At 58.2% G+C, this 19,538-nt stretch carries 25 protein-coding genes; 11 read left to right on the top strand and 14 right to left on the bottom strand.

Annotated elements, in window-relative coordinates:
* Positions 1 to 33: 33 nt before the first annotated feature.
* Positions 34 to 1,314 (bottom strand): sulfite reductase, dissimilatory-type subunit alpha, encoded by a 1,281-nt coding sequence (locus PHQ58_RS07265; RefSeq protein WP_300109075.1) that lies wholly within the window; start codon positions 1,312 to 1,314, stop codon positions 34 to 36.
* Between the two features lie 312 nt (positions 1,315 to 1,626).
* Between PHQ58_RS07265 and PHQ58_RS07260 the strand changes: the two genes are divergently transcribed.
* The 9 genes from PHQ58_RS07260 (at position 1,627) to PHQ58_RS07220 (ending at position 7,158) form a co-directional block, all read left to right on the top strand.
* Positions 1,627 to 1,878 (top strand): hypothetical protein, encoded by a 252-nt coding sequence (locus tag PHQ58_RS07260; RefSeq protein ID WP_300109072.1) that lies wholly within the window; start codon positions 1,627 to 1,629, stop codon positions 1,876 to 1,878.
* The gene (gene cas6, locus PHQ58_RS07255; protein ID WP_300109069.1) at positions 1,875 to 2,489 is read left to right on the top strand and encodes a type I-MYXAN CRISPR-associated protein Cas6/Cmx6; all 615 of its coding nucleotides are present in this window, start codon (positions 1,875 to 1,877) and stop codon (positions 2,487 to 2,489) included. The genes PHQ58_RS07260 and cas6 overlap by 4 nt, the downstream gene beginning before the upstream one ends.
* Positions 2,490 to 2,523: 34 nt before the next feature.
* Positions 2,524 to 2,853 carry a TusE/DsrC/DsvC family sulfur relay protein gene (locus PHQ58_RS07250; protein ID WP_300109066.1) on the top strand — a complete coding sequence of 110 codons (330 nt, stop codon included), beginning with the start codon at positions 2,524 to 2,526 and terminating at the stop codon, positions 2,851 to 2,853.
* A gap of 87 nt (positions 2,854 to 2,940) precedes the next feature.
* Positions 2,941 to 3,558 (top strand): hypothetical protein, encoded by a 618-nt coding sequence (locus PHQ58_RS07245; protein ID WP_300109063.1) that lies wholly within the window; start codon positions 2,941 to 2,943, stop codon positions 3,556 to 3,558.
* A gap of 13 nt (positions 3,559 to 3,571) precedes the next feature.
* Complete coding sequence (locus PHQ58_RS07240; protein ID WP_300109060.1) at positions 3,572 to 4,492, top strand: TauD/TfdA family dioxygenase; 921 nt, start codon at positions 3,572 to 3,574, stop codon at positions 4,490 to 4,492.
* 57 nt (positions 4,493 to 4,549) lie between these two features.
* Positions 4,550 to 6,025: a 2Fe-2S iron-sulfur cluster-binding protein gene (locus PHQ58_RS07235; RefSeq protein WP_300109057.1), complete on the top strand. Its 1,476-nt coding sequence runs from the start codon at positions 4,550 to 4,552 to the stop codon at positions 6,023 to 6,025.
* A 23-nt stretch (positions 6,026 to 6,048) separates the two neighbouring features.
* Entirely contained in the window at positions 6,049 to 6,447 is a 399-nt protein-coding gene (locus PHQ58_RS07230) for a S24 family peptidase (RefSeq protein ID WP_300109054.1), read from the top strand.
* A gap of 35 nt (positions 6,448 to 6,482) precedes the next feature.
* Positions 6,483 to 6,701 (top strand): hypothetical protein, encoded by a 219-nt coding sequence (locus PHQ58_RS07225; protein WP_300109052.1) that lies wholly within the window; start codon positions 6,483 to 6,485, stop codon positions 6,699 to 6,701.
* A 10-nt stretch (positions 6,702 to 6,711) separates the two neighbouring features.
* Positions 6,712 to 7,158, top strand: coding sequence for a hypothetical protein (locus PHQ58_RS07220; RefSeq protein WP_300109049.1), 447 nt, complete (start codon positions 6,712 to 6,714; stop codon positions 7,156 to 7,158).
* On the opposite strand, the gene PHQ58_RS07215 is transcribed toward PHQ58_RS07220, so the two are convergent.
* The 8 genes from PHQ58_RS07215 to PHQ58_RS07180 all read right to left on the bottom strand — a co-directional run bounded on the left by PHQ58_RS07215 (position 7,155) and on the right by PHQ58_RS07180 (position 12,862).
* The gene (locus tag PHQ58_RS07215) at positions 7,155 to 7,451 is read right to left on the bottom strand and encodes a TusE/DsrC/DsvC family sulfur relay protein (protein WP_300109046.1); all 297 of its coding nucleotides are present in this window, start codon (positions 7,449 to 7,451) and stop codon (positions 7,155 to 7,157) included. The genes PHQ58_RS07220 and PHQ58_RS07215 overlap by 4 nt on opposite strands.
* Before the next feature lie 27 nt (positions 7,452 to 7,478).
* Complete coding sequence (locus tag PHQ58_RS07210; protein ID WP_300109043.1) at positions 7,479 to 7,862, bottom strand: thioredoxin domain-containing protein; 384 nt, start codon at positions 7,860 to 7,862, stop codon at positions 7,479 to 7,481.
* 5 nt (positions 7,863 to 7,867) lie between these two features.
* Positions 7,868 to 8,977: a YeeE/YedE family protein gene (locus PHQ58_RS07205; protein WP_300109041.1), complete on the bottom strand. Its 1,110-nt coding sequence runs from the start codon at positions 8,975 to 8,977 to the stop codon at positions 7,868 to 7,870.
* A 24-nt stretch (positions 8,978 to 9,001) separates the two neighbouring features.
* On the bottom strand, positions 9,002 to 9,886 hold the full coding sequence (locus tag PHQ58_RS07200) for a hypothetical protein (protein WP_300109038.1): 885 nt from the start codon (positions 9,884 to 9,886) through the stop codon (positions 9,002 to 9,004).
* Between the two features lie 6 nt (positions 9,887 to 9,892).
* A complete protein-coding gene (locus PHQ58_RS07195; protein ID WP_300109036.1) occupies positions 9,893 to 10,363 on the bottom strand; it encodes a DsrE/DsrF/DrsH-like family protein in 471 nt (156 codons plus the stop codon).
* A gap of 46 nt (positions 10,364 to 10,409) precedes the next feature.
* Positions 10,410 to 10,637 carry a sulfurtransferase TusA family protein gene (locus PHQ58_RS07190; protein ID WP_300109034.1) on the bottom strand — a complete coding sequence of 76 codons (228 nt, stop codon included), beginning with the start codon at positions 10,635 to 10,637 and terminating at the stop codon, positions 10,410 to 10,412.
* A gap of 179 nt (positions 10,638 to 10,816) precedes the next feature.
* The gene (locus PHQ58_RS07185; RefSeq protein ID WP_300109031.1) at positions 10,817 to 11,161 is read right to left on the bottom strand and encodes a helix-turn-helix transcriptional regulator; all 345 of its coding nucleotides are present in this window, start codon (positions 11,159 to 11,161) and stop codon (positions 10,817 to 10,819) included.
* Positions 11,162 to 11,236: 75 nt separating this feature from the next.
* Positions 11,237 to 12,862: an iron ABC transporter permease gene (locus PHQ58_RS07180; protein ID WP_300109028.1), complete on the bottom strand. Its 1,626-nt coding sequence runs from the start codon at positions 12,860 to 12,862 to the stop codon at positions 11,237 to 11,239.
* Between the two features lie 62 nt (positions 12,863 to 12,924).
* Here PHQ58_RS07180 and PHQ58_RS07175 point away from each other — a divergent pair, with 62 nt between their 5' ends.
* Positions 12,925 to 13,989, top strand: a complete 1,065-nt coding sequence (locus PHQ58_RS07175; protein ID WP_300109025.1) for an ABC transporter ATP-binding protein — start codon at positions 12,925 to 12,927, stop codon at positions 13,987 to 13,989.
* Between the two features lie 124 nt (positions 13,990 to 14,113).
* Here the strand turns inward: PHQ58_RS07175 and PHQ58_RS07170 are convergent, their stop codons facing one another.
* Genes PHQ58_RS07170 through PHQ58_RS07150 form a run of 5 tightly spaced genes read right to left on the bottom strand, consistent with a single transcriptional unit; the run spans position 14,114 to position 17,978 of the window.
* The gene (locus tag PHQ58_RS07170; RefSeq protein WP_300109022.1) at positions 14,114 to 15,421 is read right to left on the bottom strand and encodes a dihydroorotase; all 1,308 of its coding nucleotides are present in this window, start codon (positions 15,419 to 15,421) and stop codon (positions 14,114 to 14,116) included.
* A 19-nt stretch (positions 15,422 to 15,440) separates the two neighbouring features.
* On the bottom strand, positions 15,441 to 16,403 hold the full coding sequence (locus PHQ58_RS07165) for an aspartate carbamoyltransferase catalytic subunit (RefSeq protein ID WP_300109019.1): 963 nt from the start codon (positions 16,401 to 16,403) through the stop codon (positions 15,441 to 15,443).
* Between the two features lie 2 nt (positions 16,404 to 16,405).
* Entirely contained in the window at positions 16,406 to 16,948 is a 543-nt protein-coding gene (pyrR, locus tag PHQ58_RS07160) for a bifunctional pyr operon transcriptional regulator/uracil phosphoribosyltransferase PyrR (RefSeq protein ID WP_300109017.1), read from the bottom strand.
* The gene (ruvX, locus tag PHQ58_RS07155) at positions 16,945 to 17,382 is read right to left on the bottom strand and encodes a Holliday junction resolvase RuvX (protein ID WP_300109014.1); all 438 of its coding nucleotides are present in this window, start codon (positions 17,380 to 17,382) and stop codon (positions 16,945 to 16,947) included. Before ruvX ends, pyrR begins: the two co-directional genes overlap by 4 nt.
* Positions 17,379 to 17,978, bottom strand: coding sequence for a YqgE/AlgH family protein (locus tag PHQ58_RS07150; protein ID WP_300109011.1), 600 nt, complete (start codon positions 17,976 to 17,978; stop codon positions 17,379 to 17,381). Before PHQ58_RS07150 ends, ruvX begins: the two co-directional genes overlap by 4 nt.
* 21 nt (positions 17,979 to 17,999) lie before the next feature.
* On the opposite strand from PHQ58_RS07150, the gene PHQ58_RS07145 reads away from it, so the two are divergent.
* Positions 18,000 to 19,490, top strand: a complete 1,491-nt coding sequence (locus PHQ58_RS07145) for a deoxyribodipyrimidine photo-lyase (protein ID WP_300109008.1) — start codon at positions 18,000 to 18,002, stop codon at positions 19,488 to 19,490.
* The last annotated feature ends 48 nt before the right edge of the window (positions 19,491 to 19,538 follow it).

Genomic DNA, 19,538 nt, shown 5'->3' with positions numbered 1-19,538 from the left:
CTTTCTTAATCAGTTATCAAGGACAAGCTGGCTTCAGGCCGCCGCTTTACGGGCGTTGATCTTGGCGACTTCATCATCCCAGCCGTCAGTGCGAACATAGGGGTTGGTGCGCGGGGTTGACACCATGTTGGCATCCACTTCAAGGCCAATACCTTCCAGGAAATTGACCAAGCCAATGCGCTCGATCATTTCACCGGTGCGCTCGTGCTCCAAAGCGTTTTCAGCAAAGAAGTCAATCGACTTCTGACCCAGCTCAACCAGTGCCTCATAGTCTTCGTCCGTTTTCATCGGCATGAAGGGAACCACCATGGTGCCCATCAAGTCACCAATTTTGAGGGTCCGTTTGCCACCCATCAAGACGCTCACGCCCTTGTCCACACCGGTAGCCAAAGCGCCGGTCATGACGTTGATGCAATGCATGCAGCGCACACAGTTGCTGTTGTCAATTTCAAGCGACTGGGTGTCGTTCAAGGCCACGCTGGAGACCTTGGCACCCTTGGACACATCTTTGGTTTCTTTGAGCATGATGGCCTTGGTGGGGCAACGGCTGACCACGTCATTGACCAACTCCGTCATGCCATGCTTGTCAAACCATTTGCGTGCCAAAGCTTCATCCACACGAATGTTGTCGCGCCAAGTGCCAATCACAGCCATGTCGGCGCGCTGAATGGAGTTCATGCAGTCGTTAGGGCAACCCGAGAACTTGAACTTGAACTTGTAGGGCAACGCTGGGCGGTGCATGTCATCCAGGAAAGTATTGAGCACCTGACGGTGCGCACGCGCCTCATCAAAACAACTCTGCTCACAGCGAGCAGCGCCAACACACGACATGCTGGTGCGAACCGCCGGACCAGCGCCACCCAAGTCAAAACCCAGTTCATTCAGCTCGTCAAACGCGCCTTGCACGTTGGCCGTACTGGCACCCTGGAACATGATGTCGCCCGACTGACCATGGAATGCAATCAAGCCTGAGCCATGCGTTTCCCAGATGTCGCACATTTTTCGCAGTACATCGGTGTTGTAGTGCATGCCCGCTGGCGGCTGAATGCGCAGGGTATGGAATTCTTTGGAAGCCGGAAACATCTCGGCCACCTCCGAGAAGCGCGGAATCACACCACCGCCGTAACCGAACACACCGACCGTGCCACCCTTCCAGTAGCCCTTGCGGGTTTTGTAAGAGTGCTCCAACTGACCCATCAGGTCAGTCATGTAGTCACTGTCTTTGGCCAGGCGTTTCAGGCCGGTCACAAAACTTGGCCACGGACCGCTTTCCAGCTGGTCAAGCATGGGGGTGTCATGTTGCTTTTTGCTCATCGAGTATCTCCTGTCATGGGGCGCAGGGTTTGCGCTGATCGGTGGAACCGGGCCTGTTGATCAGCGGCGTTTTTGCGCACTACTCAATCAACTCAGGAGCAAATAATATGAGCCACGCAACGTGTTCGCCATCCCCCTCGTTGGGTAGTTTGGGCTACCCATTTGGGCTATATCACCTCACCCGTCCCGGTGATAGACGACCCGCCCCGACATTGCGCCCAATACAGGTGTGATCGTTCATGCGCTTGCCTTGCAGATTTGTACGGCGTAGCGCTGGACTTGATTTTTGTTAACGCAGAGAAAACACGCACCATGTCGACCATCACACCGCTTGAAAAACTATTGATTCCTGTGGGCGGGCAGGTGATCGAGCTGCAGCAACTGGATTACGAGGCCGGCGGCATGAGCTTGCTGCGCACCCGTATTCGCGAAAAAAGCCGCTTTACCGTGTTTGACATTGACCCCCAGTCTGCAAGGGCGTGGGGTGACGCCCTGCTTCGCTGGGCCAATAGCCAACCCGAGTCGCACCCTGATGCCACGTTGACCGTGCAGGAACCCCAATGAACAGCACTCAAATCCCCCAGGCAACCGCGGTGGATGTGGTGTTTCCTGTGGATGGCAACAGCTTGGCGCGCGACCATGCGCAAGCCCTTCAGGAGGCACTGTGTCGCCAATGGCCCTGGCTTGAGTCAGAGGTGCAAACCGGGATCCACACCATCAAGCTGGTGCCTGGCACGCAAGCGCAAGCCATGTTGTCACGTCGCACAAAACTGTTGCTGCGTGTGCCGACACACCGCACGCCCGAGTTGCTGGCAAGCGCTGGTGTTGACCTGGTTGTGACAGACCAGCCCATGCGCTTAGGCACGCCTCACACCCGCGAATTGTTTCCGCATGCCACCCTGTACGCCTACAACGTGGCAGCCACCAACGCCGATGAGGTTGCCTTCATGGCCGATGTCACGCGCGAGCTGGCTGAACTGGGGATTGGCGGTGAGCGGGTCTGCGGCAAGCGCCAGCAATTGACGCTGAACGGCGGTGTGCTCAACACCTTCAGCCTCATGCTGCACGCCTTGGCACCCGAGCATTCCCTGCGCGTGCAATGCCTGGGCCTCGGCCCGCATCGCCTGCTGGGTTGCGGCATTTTTATTCCTCACAAATCCGCTGCCGCGGTGTGAACAGGTTTTATCAACTGGAAAACGGAGAACACAAATGGCATACATGATCAATGGCACCGAGGTTGAAGCTGACGATCTGGGCTACCTGCTGGAGCCGATTTATGAGGACGAAGCCGTGCGCGTCATTGCCGCTGCTGAAGGCATCACGCTGACCGATGCGCATTGGGAAGTAGTGAACTACCTGCGCGAGCAATACCGTGAACACGGACACACCCCAAATTTCCGCAACATGCTCAAAGGCTTTGCCGAAATTCGCCCTGAAGTCGACAGCAAATACCTCTACGACCTGTTCCCCATTGGCCCGGCCAAACAAGGCCCAAAGGTGGCGGGCTTGCCGCAGCCTCTGGGCAAAGGCGGCTACTGACATGCGCCTGTGCTGCCCACCTTGCAGACATCAGTACCCCCGACGGCCTCATCGGGCCGTCGGATTCAGCACGGCTTGGGGCAACGCATGGCCAACATAAGAATCAAGAGCCAGTGGTTTAACGATGGCGCCGCCAAAACGCCCAAGCAAACCGCCAGCGCCATGGCATTCATCACCTGGCGCGTGGCGCAGAACATGCTCAAGCAAATGCGCTCGGCCAGTTTTGACATTGAGATTGGGCCGCAATACTTTGCCTTCACCCACGAGGTGCTGGTGTTTCTGATTCAGGTGCTGGACCGCATGGCAGACGAACGCATGGACGGCGACTTGCGTGGCGAATTCATGACGGCCCTGGTGCAGCGGGTCGCCGAAGTGTTGCAAGAAAACGAAGACGGGCTGATGGGCGTGCCACCCGCAGGGCAAGCCAGCCACTATGACCAGTTCATCGACTTGTTCAACGAACTGGCCGACCACTACGCGGATTTTGGCTTTGATGCACATGGTCCGGACTTTGCGTTTGTGCGCTACCTGGGCCACCGCATTGAAACGCTGATGCCGCAAAAAGACCAACGCTGGGTGGTTGACCAAATCATGGCCAGCGAGGTGCCCGATGCCCTGGAGATGATCAAGCGCGGCATGGAGGGCGTGTTGTCCACAAAACCGCGTCCAGCGCGCGCCGCACGCGGTGTCGCGTCAGAAGACTAACGTCCAAACCGCCATGCCGAACCCTTTTGACCTGAAACAAACTGACGCCTACCAGCGCTGGCGTGACAACAAATTGGCCAGCCAGCCACACCAGGCATCCGACTTGATTGTTGACGTGGCAGACCCACGCACGCTGCAGACATGCGAGCGCCAAGCGCTGCTGCAGCGCTGCGCAGTGGCCAACATGGCCATTTACCGCAGCCCGATCTTGCTGGAAGACAAATCTATTGCGCGGCTTTTGGCCAACCAGCTGGGCCTGCATCGCCTTGACGGCAACTGGCTGGCGGATGAGGACGGCATTTCACCCATTGCGGTCGCTGCCCCGGTGGGTGACCGCCCTGCGTTCATCCCCTACACCAACCGCCCCATCAAATGGCACACCGACGGCTACTACCAACCCGCTGACCGTCTGATTCGCGGCATGGTGTTGCATTGCGTGCGGCCAGCCAAAAGCGGCGGGGAAACCGCCCTGATGGACCATGAAATGGCCTACATTGCCCTGCGCGATGCCAACCCCGACTGGATTGCTGCGCTGATGGCATCAGACGCCATGACCATTCCGGAACGGCTGGATGACGACGGTATTGCCCGCCCAGAGCAGGCAGGCCCGGTGTTTTCGGTGCATGCACAAAGTGGCGAACTGCACATGCGCTACACCGCCCGCACGCGCAGCATCGTGTGGAAAGACGATGCCCTTACCCGCCAGGCTGTGGCTTTTTTGGAGCAGCTCCTTGGCAGTGACAACCCGCATGTTTTCCGGCTGCAGCTCTCGCCTGGCATGGGGCTGGTTTGCAACAACGTGCTGCATGACCGAACCGGCTTTGACGATGACCCCAAGCAGCCCAGATTACTTTACCGGGCGCGTTACCTGGACCGGATCGCCAAACCAGCACATGCAGGCAACAGCGTAAAGATCTCAGAAATTTATACATAATCAGGCTCTAGCCCTTTATAAACAAGCGCGAGTAGCTATTAACCATATAGCATAATCATGTCCCACCAAGTCAGTGTTTGGCGCGCCGCCCAGTTGCTGGGTGTGGCGCGAGGCATGTTGCAACAACAAGTGCGCGACGGCACACTGGTGTTGAACGACGGCATGGTGTCCACCGACACGCTGCAGCAGATGTACCCGCAAGCGCAGCTCGAAGAGTCGGGCTTGCTGGAACGGGTGACCCAGATTCGCGACGAGGCCTTTGGCAAGCGCGTACGGGAGCGCCTGTTGCCCAGCCAGGAAGTGCTGGCGCAACGCCTGTTCACGCAAAGCCAGGAACTCGCAGACCTGCGCCGGCACTTGCAGCGTTACCACGAGCTGGTGATTGCGTTGCAAAAAACCATCCGCCAACAACTCACCCAGCCGCCCGGCGGTACCGCCTGGCTTGAATTGGAGCAACAAGTGACACAAGGATTAGCCAAAGCGCTGGCCACCGAACCTGTGGGCATGCTGGAGGTCATGGACGACATGCTCAAAGTCATGACGGCACAGGTCACTGTGCGCCCCAGCGGCCATGAGTTCGCCGTAGAAGGACGGGCCAGCCTGCTGCAAGCGGGTTTGCACTCTGGCCTCAAACTCAACTACGGTTGTGGTAACGGCAGTTGCGGCATGTGCAAGGTGCGGGTGATCTCGGGCGAAGTCGCCAAGGTGCAGCACTTTGACTACGCCTTGTCGGAGGCAGAAAAAGCGCAAGGCTACACCTTGATGTGCTGCCACACCGCAGCCAGCAGCACGCTAACGCTTGAAATGCTGGAGGCCACAGGCCCGCAAGACATCCCCGAGCAACTCATCAGCACCCAAGTGCGCGCGCTCAGCACCTTGGCACCCAACACCCTGCTGTTGCACCTGCAGACCCCGCGCACCCACCGGCTGCGCTTCCTGGCGGGTCAATCTGTACGGCTGGGTTGCAGCCTACCGGGGCAATCGGACATTCATGCCAGCTACGCGGTCGCCAGCTGTCCGTGTGATGACCGGAATTTGCTGTTTTTTGTGACTCGTGACCCAGATGACGACTTTGCCAACAACTTGTTCGACGGTCATGTCAAACCGGGCACCACCGTCAGCGTTCTGGGCCCTGCAGGTGAGTTTGTTTTGGCTGAAGGTAACCGGCCTCTGGTTTTTGCGGCCTGTGACGGAGGGTTCGGGCCCATCAAGAGCTTGATTGAGTACGCCTTGTCACTTGACGCATCGCCCTCACTGTCCCTGTTTTGGCTGGCAACCCGCAGTGATGGCCACTTCTACAGCAACCAGTGCCGTGCCTGGTCTGAAGCGCTGGACCAGTTTGAATATGAACTCGTCACCCACAGCGATGTGGCCATGGGTGCCTGGCAAATTGCCCAAGCCATGCGGGCCGACCTGTTTGAACTTGACTGTGATTTCTACCTGGCTGGCCCTGCAAGTTTTGTCAGCACACTGCATGAAGAATTGCACGCCTCAGGTGTCCCGGAAAGCCAGATTTTTACCTTGGCGCTCTAAGCTTGCCACATGCCCCTACGACCATGACCACAACCAGTGCCCACACTTCCAACGACAACAACGCGATCAGCACCTATGCAGAGGCTAGCCCCGAGGCTCAAGCAACGGCACTGCCCGAGTGCGCGGGGGGCGAGTCCTTCGCGCTGATGGTGATGGGCCACAGCATGGCACCCGAGTTTCTGGAAAATGAAATCATCCTCGTCGAGCCTGAAGGCCTTGCCAAAGATGGCTCCTATGTGTTGGCCTGGCATGCCGATGGGTGGACTTTCAGGCAATTGTTGCGTGCCCATTCAGCCTGGATCCTGCATCCGCTGAATCCGGCGTTCTCAGACGAGCCAATCGCTGACCTCAGCTGTGTGCGCGGCGTCATCATTCAAAAAGCCTTGCCCGGGCGGCGACGTGCGTCTAAACACTACGTCTGACAGCCCTTTGCCTACCCTTACAGAAAGACCGCAACGTGCCCTATTACATCTACCGCATCAAACCCTTCATGCAGCTGGACAAACTGTGTGAATTTGACAGCTTCGCGCAAGCCTCGGCACAAGCCAAAATTTTGCGAACCACCGAGCCGACAGACCCAGCCATCAAAATCAAGGTGATGTTTGCTGAAAACGAGTTGCAGGCAGAAGAGTTGTTGTGCCAACCCCGTGTCGCCGGCCCCAAGGGCGACGACTGAAAGCGCCTGAGTGGATGAGCTTGCCTACCAGGCGTCACGCCAGGGCGCCAACCCGTCACCCTGCGTTTTTGAGAAAGCTCTTCTGGCAAGCTGTGCGCAATGCAGCCTGTCCAAGCGGCTATCACTGGCAGAGCGTGAGGTGGTTGCCTGCACTTTCGAGGTTGCCCGCATCAATTGCGGCACGCTTGAGAGCCTTTTTAGAGAGCGTGCCACCTTTGCACTGCGCCTGCCACGCCCCGGCATCCCCATCGTCCATGTCAAAGCCATGCAATTGCAATGCGGTGGCCTGCGTGGGTTACAAGCGGCGCTTGCCGCGCCTGCGCTGGATGTTCATGACCTGGTACAGCGGGCGCAAGCCAACCAATCCAGCCTGCTGGACTTGCCCTGGCAAGACATCGTCAACAGCATTGCCGCCTGGAAGCTGCGCCGCCGTGCAGCGCCCAAAACACCGAGCTAAACGCAACCCGTGGGTTTGGGCAAGCCGCCATACTTGGTGATGGGTTTCATCGGGCCGGTCATCCAGAGTTTGAAAACAGCGTTTTGCTCTTCTTCGAGGTACTTGGCAAATTTACGAATGGGCGGAACACTGCCAAATTCTTCGTAATACTCACGCGCTTTCAGGATTTGTGCCCACTTGACATCATCAAGTTCAAAATTGTCAGCCTGTGCCATGGCACGACCAACCTCCTCGGTCCATTCGCCCATGTCGGTCAAATAACCATCGCCGTCGCGTTCTGGCAGATTCATCATGAGGACTCTTTCTGATCTTGGTTAAGTTCAAACCCTGCCGGAGTCATCCGGCTGAGAAGCGTTTGACAGTGTTGCCTGGTGGGCAATCAATTTATCTAGGAAGTGTCGCGAAAAGCCTTCTGTCTGCATACCGTGAAATCGGTCTACAACTTGCCCATGGCTATAAGCGATCACCGTCGGAAACCCTTTGGCTTGATGCCTGCCAGCTATGCGCATGTTTTCATCGGCATCGACTTTGGCCAGCACAAATTTTCCAGCGTATTTGACTGCGAGCCGCTCCAGCAACGGGGTCAGCATGCGGCACGGGCCACACCAGTCAGCCCCAATGTCAAGCACCACCGGTACTGAGTGAGATCGCGCGACAACCAGCGCCTCAAAATCTGACTCCTCGACATCAAAGACAAGTTCCATTCGGTCTAACTGCGCCAGTCCTGGTACTTCATGGTGCCTGCTGCGCCTGCGATGATGCTGGCCAGTGCAATGAATGAACCCAGCGCCAGTGTTGAGACACCGGTAAGCCCCTGCCCAACGGTGCAACCCACCGCAGTCACGCCACCAAAGCCCATCAGCACCGCGCCCACCAATTGGGTGCGCAAGTCTTCCAGGGAGGCAAAGCCTTCCCAGCGAAATTGCCGCGTGCTGATGGCGTAAGCAAAGGAGCCCAATACAACCCCCACGGCAGTGGCGATACCAAAGGTGACACGCATCGATTTGTCAGTCCAGAGCATCAACAACTCCAGGCTATAGGCCGTTGGCGCGACAAAACTCAAGGACTCCAAGGTCCGGGTGTTGGTGCCGAAAAAAACCATTTCCATGGTTTCAGGGTTTTCACCGTAACCCACATGGCCCGTGAGATACCAGCCCCCAACCACTAGCAAGCCCAACACAACGGCACCCACCATTTGCACGGTGTTGCCACGAAAACGTTTGTCTTTCAGCACAAATGCCAGCAAACCCAAGACCACCACGCCCATGCTGGAGAGAAGGGCAGATTTATCAGCCAGGCCAGAAAGCTTGGCCAACATTTGCGGCAAAGTTTGCCCTGCGAGCCCCCACTGCGTCAAATCAACCGTTACAGGGTCCAGATAGCTGGCGCGCCACTGGCCAAACAGCCCCTTCAGTGTCATGTAGGCAGAAATTGCCAAAAATACCAGCACCACCAAAGAACGCAAACTCCCGCCACCCAGGCGAACCAGATTCTTGTTGGCGCAGCCCGCAGCGATCGTCATGCCAACCCCAAACAACAGCCCGCCCACCAACAGCGACAACCAGGGCAGGCTGGTGCGCACATAAATTGACTTGGACAAATCGATCAAGCCGAAATAGTACAAAAGGTTGGTACCCGCCATGGCCACAGCAATCACCAGAAGCCACATGCGCATGCGACCCCAGTGCTCCATGTTGACCACGTCGGAGATGGCGCCCATGGTGCAAAAATTGGTCTTGTTGGCCACTGCGCCAAAAACAAAGGCCAGCACAAAACCACCCCAAACCACCAAACTGGTGGGATTCATTGCTTCCGTCATTACTGCTCCAGATATCAAGCTTGGTTAATTGCCGGGCACATTCGCCGAAGCCACCCGGGAGAGTGTGGTGCGTATCGCCTCAGGGGCGTTGATGATGCCCATGAACTGCCCCATACCCAAAGCCGGCCAGGCCAGGGCAATACGGTAACGCGCATAGAGCGCATACACCTTATTGTCCACAATGAAAACTTCATAAGGCAGGCCCGCCGGATGATCCGAACCAATCTTGTTCACCCACCAGCTTTCACCGTCGCTAGTACTGTTCATAGCAACGCCAAACACCGCCATTTTTTGCGTTGGCATGATGACCTCATACACACGCTGGGTGTCACCTACGCCACGCGCTAGGTTGCCTTGCACGGCCTTGAGTGCGTCCTCAAAACTGGCATGGGTCCCGAGCAAGCTGTTTTCAGAGTCAAAGCGCTCCATGCCAAACATGTAGCGGTAATTGACCAGCTCGCCTTGCGGTACATCACCACCAAAACCAGCGCCATCTCCCAAGGCCTTGGCCAAGCGATCCTGCACCGACTTGACTGACTTGGCAGCCCCCGCGTAATGGCCACGCAAGTAGGCGCGGTACCAGTAGTCCGGGTTCATGTAAGAGACTGCACCTTCACTGCTCACACCAATTCGGATGCCAGCGGCAATGATGCTGCTATTGGTGCCTGAAGCACGGATTGCTTCCAGCATGTCAGGGTCAGAAACCACCAGCGTGGCGTAGCCGGCAATGCCTTTGGGAGTGTGCTTGCCCAAGACCTTGAAGCCTTCCGCCTGAAGCTTCTTTTCAACCTGCGAAAGCTGGCTAGACAGCTCTGCAGCAGGTAGCTTGGCAGCTTGCAGGTAAGGCTGCAAAGCCCAACCCCATTGCGCAGCACAAAGCAAGACGCAACCCAATAGTAGTTTTTTCATGGCAAGTCAAATGAACAGGCAAACGTCTGACTCGCCGGCGAATTTCATGAACGTGGCGGCACCGCCATACTCCACGTCCTTGATGAACTCACTGGTCTCAAACTCAAACAGATCGACCGTCATCTGGCAAGCCACAAACTTGACGTCTGATTCAAGGCAAATGTCGCGCAACTCCTGAAGCGACGCCACGCCCTTAGACTTCATTTTGTTCTTCATCATCATGGTGGCCATGGACTCCATGCCCGGCAGCATTTGCACCATCACGGGCATCGGCACCGGCATGGGCATGGCGGGGTTGGCCAGCGGACTGATCTTGATCCCATCCAGATTTTTACGCAGCAATTGCAGCCCATAGAACGTGAAGAAGATCTGCACATCCCAGCCCAGCGCAGCCGCGGTGGATGCCAGGATAAACGGCGGGTAGGCCATGTCCAGTGTGCCTTTGGTGGCGATGAGAGCCATTTTTTTGGTTGCCATGGGTGCGCTCCGGTGTCAGTTGGTCAAGGTTCTATGAGTGTCAGGCTCAGGCTTTCTTGAGATAGAACACAAACTTGCTGTTTTCGCTGCTCTGCTCAAGCAAGGGGTTGCCGGTTTGTTCGGCAAATGCCGCCATGTCGCAGACAGAGCCCGGATCAGTGGAAATCACCCGCAATATTTGCCCCGATGTCATGTCTTGCAATGCCTTCTTGGTCTTCACGATGGGCAGTGGGCAAGATAGGCCGGACGCGTCAAATTCTTTATTAAATTCCATGGTGTGTCTCCGTCAGTGAATAATTGATAACCAAACAATCTAGTCTTTACGCCCGGCCCATTCACACGAATGAATGATGCCGATGCGATCAACTGATTCTTGATGACGTTCCCCAGAGCGTCTATCACCACGAAGGGTGGGCATAAGTAGCCCATATGGGCTATGTGACGGCGCGTCTGTCAGGCAGGCGGATTTTCTGCAGTGCGTTCAATTTCATTGCACACCGCCTCACAGATCGACACAATGCGCTGGTCAATGATGCGGTAAAAAATCTGCACCCCTTCGCGACGTTTACCGAGAATACCCGCCTGGTAAAGCGTGTTGAGGTGCTGCGACATGTTGGGCTGCGTGGTGTCGACCTTGGTCAGCAGGTAGCTCACATTTTTTTCACCGTCACACAGACAATTGATGATTTTCAGGCGCATCGGGGCCGACATCACCCTGAACAGGTCGGCCGCTGACTCAAACGTCTGGTCCGTCTTGACCATTTTCGGGGTGTCTTGTGTCAACGCTTGCAGTGGCATATGAGTTTGTCCTTTTGAACGATTTGCCCTGCTGCTTATGGCAAATGCAGCAAAACGAAAGTTGTAATTTTACGTTCAGCCATTGCGCTGGCGCAAAGTCCGGCTCAGCATCAGCACCGGGATCAGTCCCACCAACACCAGCGCCAGCGAAGGCAGTGCGGCCTCCCCCAGGCGCTCGTCCCGCGCCAACTGGTAGGCCACCACCGCCAGTGTGTCGCTATTGAAGGGCCGCAGCACCAGCGTGGCGGGTAGCTCTTTCATGACATCGACAAACACCAGCAACAAGGCCGCCGCTGTGGAGCGTTTCAATAATGGCCAATGCACACGCGACAACAGCCCCCAGTCACCGCTACCCAGCATGCGTGCCGAATCGTCAAAACTCACCGGAATGCGTGCATAACCACTCTGCACTGATTGCAGCGCCACCGCACAAAAGCGCACGAGGTAAGCCCACACCAGACCAAACATGGTGGCCGTCATGACATAACCCACGCCGCTGGACGGCCACTTGGCCTGCGCCCAACCCACCGGCAGCAACAAGCCCACCACAATCACGGCACCCGGTACGGCATAACCCAGGCTGGCCAACTGCACCGCCCAGCGCGTCGGGGCATCGGGTCGGCGCCGCAAACTGAAGGCCAGGACAAATGCAAGCGCCACCGCCAACAGCGAGCTGATCAAGCCCAGACGCAGGCTGTTGAATGCCCAGCCCAAAAACGGCGCCCAGGACAGCACCGACCAATCCGCCACCAACGGTCGCAACATGAACAGCACCGGCAACACAAAACCCGCTAGCACTGGCACAGCACACAGCACCCAGACCAGCACTTGGCGCACCCCGGTCAGACGCAGGGGTCGGGCATCCAGCGACCCGGCTCGCGCGCCCCGACTGGCGGCAAACCGCATTTTTTGCTGTGAGCGGCGCTCCAGATACAAAAGCAAGGCCACCAGTGCCAGCAGCACCGTGGCCAACTGGGCCGCAGCCAGGCGGTTGTCCATCGACAACCAGGCTTTGTAGATGCCCGCTGTAAAGGTTTGAATGCCAAAGTAGCTCGACACGCCGAAGTCAGCCAGGGTTTCCATCAACGCCAGCGCCGTGCCTGCGGCTACCGCCGGGCGCGCCAGGGGAAAGGCAATTTCAAGCATGCGCCGGCGCATTGGCGCCCCCAGCAACCGCGCGGCTTCCATCAAATGTGCAGCACGTTCGCCAAGCGCCGTGCGCGACAACAGGTAGACGTAAGGGTAAAGCGAGAAAACAAACACCCAGGCGGCGCCACCCACGTTACGCACCTCAGGAAACACCCGCCCCTGCCAGCCCGTGGCATCACGCACAAAGGTTTGAAACGGGCCACTGAATTGCAAAAAATCGGTGTAGGCGTAGGCCACCACATAGGCCGGCATGGCCAGGGGCAACAACAGCGCCCATTCAAAAAAGCGCCGGCCAGAAAAATCAAACAAAGTAACGGCTGCAGCGCTTGACAAGCCCACCCCCACCACGCCTGCGCCCACCAGCAGACTCAAGACAAGCGTGGTGCCCAAATAGTCAGGCAACACGGTTTGTGACATCTCCCGCAAAATTTGCAGGGCGGGGCCATCCAAATCCCCCAAAGACAACCAGGAGGCCATCACCGCCAACACCGGGAGCATGAAAATGGCCGTCAACAGCAAAAACAAAAACTGGCGCAGCCGGGACAAAAGCATGAAATGAGGGGATGAAAGAGGTTAGATGTAAATGCGAATTGTAGGCATCTACAATCATTTTCATGTTTCTTGAAGTCCTCCAACTCAGCGTGACCTATGCCAACCAAGCCACGGCTGCGGTGCGCAACGTGTCCTTTGGCTTGCCTGCAGGCGATATCGGCGTACTGATTGGGCCGTCTGGCTGTGGCAAAACCACCTTGTTGCGGGCGGTGGCCGGGCTGGAGCCGGCCAGCAGCGGCGAAATCCGTCTGGGCGGCGAGGTTGTCAGCCGGACGGGGCTTTCTTTGCCCCCCGAATCACGGCAGGTGGGCATGGTGTTTCAGGACTACGCACTGTTTCCCCACCTGAGCGTTGGCCGCAATGTGGCGTTTGGCATTGACCACCTGCCTCGGGCTGACCGACAAAACCGCGTGGCCGAAGTGCTGGAGCTGGTTGGTTTGGCGGGCCAGGAGTCGCGCTTTCCCCACGAACTCTCGGGCGGCCAGCAGCAGCGAGTAGCGCTGGCACGGGCGCTGGCCCCGAAACCGCGCTTGCTGTTGCTGGATGAACCTTTCTCGAACCTGGATGTTGATTTGCGTGAGCGCTTGGCGCACGAGGTGCGTGGCATCCTGAAAGCTGCCAACACCACCGCCCTGTTTGTCACGCATGACCAATTGGAGGCTTTTGCCGTGGGTGACAGCATTGGCGTGATGAACCACGGTGAGTTGCACCAGTGGGACAACGCCTACACGCTGTACCACCGCCCGGCCACCCGCTTTGTAGCCGAATTCATTGGCCATGGTGTGTTCACTTCAGCCGTGATTCAGGAGGTGGCAGGACAAGTGGTGGTGCAAACCCCCTTGGGCCCGCTGGACAACATGACCGAATGCCCCCTGCCCAACGCCTACCCGAACGGGACCTGTGATGTGCTGCTGCGTGCCGACGACATCGTGCATGACGACGATGCACCGGTCAAAGCGCAAATCATGCGCAAAGCGTTTCGAGGTGCCGAGTTTTTGTACACGCTGCGTCTGGTCACGGGTGAAACCGTGATGGCGCTGGTGCCCAGCCACCACGACCATTCGCTGGGTGAGTGGATTGGCATTCGGCCCCAGGTGGACCATGTGGTGACCTTCCACCGCGACTGACCGGTTATTCAGGCCGATCCGGCGAACCACTCAATTGCTACAAAATAAATAGCTGGTTACGCAATAGCAATAAGCGCTAGCGCCTGGATTTTCATAAATCTCAAGGCGCAACCCGAACGCTGACTCAAGCCGCCTGGTAGGCCACTCGCCCGCCCACCAGCGTGTAGCGCACCCGCCCCGGCAACTCGTAACCCGAGAACGGCGTGTGTTTGCCCTGGCTGACCAAAGCGTCAGCTTGTACCGTCCAACTGGCCTGCGGGTCAAACACACAAATGTCGCCCAGGCCACCCACTTGCAGGTGCCCGGTGCGCCCCTGGCGTGCACCCATCGACGCACCCAGCACGTGTGCCGGGCCATCGGTGACCACCGAAATGGCCCGCGCCAAGCTGACGCCGCTGTCCTGATGCCACTTGTAGGCCAGGCTCAGCAACAACTCCAAGCCGGTTGCACCCGGCTCGCTTTCGGCAAACGGCAAGGTTTTGGCGTCTTCGTCCACTGGCGTGTGGTCTGACACCAGTGCGTCGATGGTGCCGTCAGCCAGCCCAGCGCGCAGCGCATCGCGGTCGCGCTGTTGGCGCAGCGGCGGGTTCAGGCGGGCGCGGCTGTCAAAGAAACCAATGTCGGTGTCAGTCAAGTGCAGCGAGTTGATGCTGACGTCACAGGTCAGCTTCAGGCCATCAGCCTTGGCTTGGCGCACCAGATCAACCCCAGCCGCGCTGCTGATGCGGCACAGGTGCACGCGCGCACCTGTGCTGCGCATGAGCTCAAAAATAGTGTGCATAGCAATGGTTTCGGCCATCACCGGCACACCACTCAAGCCCATGCGGGTGGCCAACGGCCCGCTGGCCGCCACGCCCTTGCCCAGAAAATAGTCTTGCGGGCGCAGCCACACGGCATAACCAAAGGTGCTGGCGTATTGCATGGCGCGCTGCATCACCTGGGTGTTGCCGAGCATCACCTCGGCCTGGCTGAACGCCACACAACCGACATCGGTCAACATGACCATCTCGGTGAGGGTGTCGCCCTTGAGGCCGCGTGTGAGTGCGCCCAGCGGGTAAACACGCGCCTGCTCCAGCTTCTCGGCCCGAAAACGCAGCATCTCGACCAAGCCAGGCTCATCGAGCACCGGGTCGGTATCGGGCTGGCACACCAAGCTGGTTACACCACCGGCCATGGCCGCAGCCATTTCAGACTCCAACATGCGGGCATGTTCGTTGCCAGGTTCGCGCAGGCGCACTGCCAAGTCCACCAAACCCGGTAATACCAGACAACCCGTCGCATCAATCGTGCGCTCAGGCTGAAAATCATTAGCTATATTTTTAATAGCTACTACCGCTCCATTTATAAGCGCTATATCGGCTTTTTCATCAATACCACTGGCAGGGTCGATGACCCGACCACCGTAAATCAACACCCGTGTTTGCTTGTTCATCTGTGACTCTCAGTAAGGTTCAGGCTTCATTGCCAGCCACGATGCTCATCACCGCCATGCGCACAGCAATGCCAAAGGTGACTTGCGGCAAGATCACGCTTTGGCCGCCGTCGACCACCGCCGAGTCAATCTCGACCCCGCGGTTGATCGGGCCCGGGTGCATCACGATGGCATCGGGTTTTGCCAGTTGCAGCTTGGCAGGCGTCAGGCCAAAGCTCTTGAAAAACTCCTGGCTCGACGGCAGCAGCGCGCCGCTCATGCGCTCGTTTTGCAGGCGCAACATGATGACCACGTCCGCGCCCTTGATGCCTTCTTCTAGCGTGTGACAAACCCGCACGCCCATTTGCGCCATGTCAGACGGCACCAGGGTTTTGGGACCGACCACGCGCACTTCGGCACAACCCAGTGTGGTGAGCGCGTGAATGTCGGAGCGCGCCACACGCGAATGCAACACGTCACCCACAATGGCCACCGTCAGGTTGGCAAAGTCGCCTTTGTAGTGGCGAATGGTGTACATGTCGAGCAAGCCCTGCGTCGGGTGCGCATGGCGGCCGTCACCGGCATTGACCACGTGCACGTGCGGCGCCACATGCTGGGCAATCAAATACGGCGCACCAGACTCGCTGTGGCGCACCACAAAAATGTCGGCCGCCATGGCGCTCAGGTTGGCAATGGTGTCGAGCAGCGACTCACCTTTAGCGGCTGATGACTTGGCAATATCGAGGTTGATCACGTCCGCGCTCAGGCGCTTGGCGGCAATCTCAAAGGTGGTGCGGGTGCGTGTGGAGTTCTCAAAAAACAGGTTGAAAACACTTTTGCCACGCAACAGCGGCACTTTTTTGACCTCGCGGTTGCCCACCGAGACAAAGTTGGCAGCGGTGTCGAGCACCTGGGTCAGGATGCTTTTGGGTAGCCCCTCGGTCGACAGCAAATGGATCAGCTCACCGTTTGAATTGAGCTGCGGGTTGCGCTTGTACAGCATGGCTAGATGTCTTTCACATTGAAACTGAACTGGCCTGACTCACTGCGCGCCAAAGCCAGCGACTGGCTGGCGGGCAAGGTGATGCGCGCGGCGCACAGGTCGGCGGCTATGGGCAACTCGCGCCCGCCTCGATCTACCAGTACCGCCAGCTTGACACTGGCGGGGCGGCCAAAATCAAACAACTCGTTGAGCACGGCGCGAATGGTGCGGCCAGTGAACAGTACATCGTCGAGCAGCAGCACCTGGGCGCCGTTCACATCAAACTCGATGCGAGTCGACTGCGCACCCGAAGCCATGCCACGGCGGGCGTAGTCGTCGCGGTGCATGGCCGACGAGATCACGCCAATGGGCTGGGTCAGACCGAGGTCAATCCACAGGCGCTCGGCCAGCCAGACGCCGCCCGAGGTCACCCCCAACAATTGGGTCTCAGGCGTGATCAAGGCCCGCACGCTGCGCGCCAGGTCGGCATACAAGGCCTCGGCATCCAGTGCCAAAGCGCCAACGGCTGGGGAGACCCCAGCCGCGTTCGATGCCAATGAATTCATGGCAGACTCCTTAAAAATTGCTCAAGAATGATGCAGGCGGCGGCGGCATCGGCATCGCGCGCGCCCTGTGAACGGGCCTCGGTGGTGGTGTAACGCTCGTCCACCTCAAATACTGGCAGGTTAAAGCGGCCATGCAATTGGCGCGCAAAACGCCGCGCCCGCACGGTGTTTTCATGCGCCGCGCCGTCCGGGTGAAACGGCACACCCACCACCAGCGCGTCGGGCTGCCAGGTTTTGAGCTGAAGTGCGACTTTCTCGAACCGGGTGTTGCCGTCGGCGGTGATGGTGCCTTGTGGCTGCGCCGTGCGCATCAAGCGGTTTCCGACGGCAAAACCGGTGCGTTTGAGGCCAAAGTCGAGCGCCATGAAGGTTTGCAAGTGGGCCGGCACCACCGGGTTCGGGTTGACGCTTGAGCTGTCCAACGCGGCGCTCATGCGTGCCCCACATCAGGTGACAGCATCCAGGCTTCCAGGCCAAGCAATTTAAGCGCCTGCGCATAACGCTCGGCCACCGGGGTCTCGAAGATCAGGCGGGTATCGGCCTCTACCGTGAGCCAGCTGTTTTCTCCCAGCTCCGACTCCAGCTGCCCTTCACCCCAAGCTGCGTAGCCCAATGAAATCAACACCTTGCGCGGCCCACTCCCGGTGGAAATGGCCTCCAGCACATCGCGTGAGGTGGTCATTTCCAGCCCACCGGGAATGATCATGGTGCTGGCGTAAACCGGGTGCTCAGGCTTGTCTTTGTCGGAAAACGTGGCCTCATGGAGCACAAAGCCGCGTTCGGTTTGCACCGGGCCGCCGTAAAACACCGGCGCTTTTTGCAAATCAGGGCGGGTCAGGGGCAGGTCAACCTTGTCAAACAGGCCTTTCAGGTCGATCTCACAGGGTTTGTTGATGACCAGGCCCAAGGCCCCGCGCTGGCTGTGCTCACACAGATAAACGACACTGTGCTCAAACAAGGGGTCATGCAACCCCGGCATGGCGATCAAGAAGTGATTCGTCAGGTTGGTGGGGGCACAATCTTTAGACATGAACTAATTTTAGCGATGAACATGGCAGCAATTTTTGACACTGGCCTGATGTGGTTTCGCCGGGATTTACGTGTGAATGACAACGCTGCGCTGCACATGGCGCTGAGCCAATGTACTCAGGTGCACTGTGTTTTTGTCTTTGAACAAGCCATTTTGGCAAGCCTGCCGCAGGCCGACCGGCGGGTGGAGTTCATCCGGGAATCCCTGGTGGAACTGGATTCAGCCCTGCGACAACTCAGTGGCAAGGCAGGCGCTGGCCTGATCGTGCGCCATGCAGTGGCCTCCAGCGAGATTGTTGACCTCGCCGCCACCCTGAAGGCACACGCAGTGTTTGCCGCGCGCGACTACGAGCCGCAGGCCGCCGCGCGCGATGCCCAAGTGCAAGCGGCGCTGGCCCAGGCCAACTGTGCCTTCTTCACCTGCAAAGACCAGGTGATTTTTGAAGGGCGCGAGATTTTGACGCAGTCCGGCACGCCCTACGGCGTGTTCACGCCCTACAAGAACAACTGGCTGTCACGCGTGACGCCGCAAGATGTGCGCACGCATGACAGCGCGCCGCTGGCGCATCGCCTGAGCGAACGGCCCGACCACGACAAGCGCCCCGTGCCCAGTTTGAGCGACATCGGGTTTCAATCCACCAACCTGTCCAGCCTGAAAATCCCTACCGGCGAGCACGGTGGCCAGGCCCTGTTTGAGTCCTTTTTTGAGCGCATGGACGACTACCACACCACACGCGACTTTCCTGCCGTCAAAGGCCCAAGCTACCTCGGCGTGCACCTGCGCTTTGGCACGGTGTCGATCCGCCAACTGGTGCACATCGCCTTGCAGCGCCAAGCCACGGGCAGCCCAGGCGCGGCGGTGTGGCTCAGTGAATTGGTGTGGCGTGATTTTTACTTTGCAATTCTGGCCAATTTTCCGCACGTGGCAAGCGGAGCCTTCAAACCCGACTACGACGCTATTCCATGGGAAAACGGCCCGCAAGCTGATGCGCTGTTTGCCGCCTGGTGCCGGGGCCAAACCGGCTACCCACTGGTGGATGCGGCCATGGCGCAAATCAACCAGACCGGCTACATGCACAACCGCCTGCGCATGGTGGTGGGCAGTTTTTTAGTGAAAGACCTGGGCCTGGACTGGCGCTGGGGCGAGCGCTATTTTGCTGAAAAACTCAACGACTTCGACCTGTCTGCCAACAACGGCGGCTGGCAATGGGTGGCTTCGAGCGGCTGTGATGCGCAGCCCTACTTTCGCATCTTCAACCCCGTGAGCCAAAGCGAAAAGTTTGATGCAAGTGGCAAATTCATTCGCCGCTACCTGCCGCAACTGGCCAAGCTGTCAAACAAAACCATTCATGCACCTTGGCTCGCCAAACCGCTGGAATTGCAGGCGGCAGGCGTGGCCTTGGGGGTGGATTACCCGCTGCCCATCGTGGCCCATGATGAGGCACGCGCCAAAACCCTGGCACGCTACGCGGTGGTCAAAAAACCCAGCGCCTTACCAGGCACAACCGACTGATGCCACGCGCGCAAGCAGTGCTGCCCTCCATCAAAATACTATAAATTC

It is taken from the genome of Rhodoferax sp., assembly GCF_028688795.1.
Classification (GTDB): Bacteria; Pseudomonadota; Gammaproteobacteria; order Burkholderiales; family Burkholderiaceae_C; genus Rhodoferax.
This window is presented reverse-complemented; position numbering and strand designations above follow the sequence as displayed.

Excerpts from the sequence above, each read along its gene's own strand:
- PHQ58_RS07190 (WP_300109034.1), bottom strand. The coding sequence starts at position 10,637 with ATGGAATTTAATAAAGAATTTGACGCGTCCGGCCTATCTTGCCCACTG.
- PHQ58_RS07150 (WP_300109011.1), bottom strand. The coding sequence starts at position 17,978 with ATGTCTAAAGATTGTGCCCCCACCAACCTGACGAATCACTTCTTGATC.
- ruvX (WP_300109014.1), bottom strand. The coding sequence starts at position 17,382 with ATGAGCGCCGCGTTGGACAGCTCAAGCGTCAACCCGAACCCGGTGGTG.
- PHQ58_RS07260 (WP_300109072.1), top strand. The coding sequence starts at position 1,627 with ATGTCGACCATCACACCGCTTGAAAAACTATTGATTCCTGTGGGCGGG.
- PHQ58_RS07180 (WP_300109028.1), bottom strand. The coding sequence starts at position 12,862 with ATGCTTTTGTCCCGGCTGCGCCAGTTTTTGTTTTTGCTGTTGACGGCC.
- PHQ58_RS07205 (WP_300109041.1), bottom strand. The coding sequence starts at position 8,977 with ATGACGGAAGCAATGAATCCCACCAGTTTGGTGGTTTGGGGTGGTTTT.
- PHQ58_RS07175 (WP_300109025.1), top strand. The coding sequence starts at position 12,925 with ATGTTTCTTGAAGTCCTCCAACTCAGCGTGACCTATGCCAACCAAGCC.
- PHQ58_RS07235 (WP_300109057.1), top strand. The coding sequence starts at position 4,550 with ATGTCCCACCAAGTCAGTGTTTGGCGCGCCGCCCAGTTGCTGGGTGTG.
- PHQ58_RS07145 (WP_300109008.1), top strand. The coding sequence starts at position 18,000 with ATGGCAGCAATTTTTGACACTGGCCTGATGTGGTTTCGCCGGGATTTA.
- PHQ58_RS07195 (WP_300109036.1), bottom strand. The coding sequence starts at position 10,363 with ATGGCAACCAAAAAAATGGCTCTCATCGCCACCAAAGGCACACTGGAC.
- PHQ58_RS07165 (WP_300109019.1), bottom strand. The coding sequence starts at position 16,403 with ATGCTGTACAAGCGCAACCCGCAGCTCAATTCAAACGGTGAGCTGATC.
- PHQ58_RS07245 (WP_300109063.1), top strand. The coding sequence starts at position 2,941 with ATGGCCAACATAAGAATCAAGAGCCAGTGGTTTAACGATGGCGCCGCC.
- PHQ58_RS07240 (WP_300109060.1), top strand. The coding sequence starts at position 3,572 with ATGCCGAACCCTTTTGACCTGAAACAAACTGACGCCTACCAGCGCTGG.
- PHQ58_RS07185 (WP_300109031.1), bottom strand. The coding sequence starts at position 11,161 with ATGCCACTGCAAGCGTTGACACAAGACACCCCGAAAATGGTCAAGACG.
- PHQ58_RS07215 (WP_300109046.1), bottom strand. The coding sequence starts at position 7,451 with ATGATGAATCTGCCAGAACGCGACGGCGATGGTTATTTGACCGACATG.
- PHQ58_RS07210 (WP_300109043.1), bottom strand. The coding sequence starts at position 7,862 with ATGGAACTTGTCTTTGATGTCGAGGAGTCAGATTTTGAGGCGCTGGTT.
- PHQ58_RS07230 (WP_300109054.1), top strand. The coding sequence starts at position 6,049 with ATGACCACAACCAGTGCCCACACTTCCAACGACAACAACGCGATCAGC.
- PHQ58_RS07265 (WP_300109075.1), bottom strand. The coding sequence starts at position 1,314 with ATGAGCAAAAAGCAACATGACACCCCCATGCTTGACCAGCTGGAAAGC.
- PHQ58_RS07250 (WP_300109066.1), top strand. The coding sequence starts at position 2,524 with ATGGCATACATGATCAATGGCACCGAGGTTGAAGCTGACGATCTGGGC.
- PHQ58_RS07170 (WP_300109022.1), bottom strand. The coding sequence starts at position 15,421 with ATGAACAAGCAAACACGGGTGTTGATTTACGGTGGTCGGGTCATCGAC.
- pyrR (WP_300109017.1), bottom strand. The coding sequence starts at position 16,948 with ATGAATTCATTGGCATCGAACGCGGCTGGGGTCTCCCCAGCCGTTGGC.
- cas6 (WP_300109069.1), top strand. The coding sequence starts at position 1,875 with ATGAACAGCACTCAAATCCCCCAGGCAACCGCGGTGGATGTGGTGTTT.
- PHQ58_RS07200 (WP_300109038.1), bottom strand. The coding sequence starts at position 9,886 with ATGAAAAAACTACTATTGGGTTGCGTCTTGCTTTGTGCTGCGCAATGG.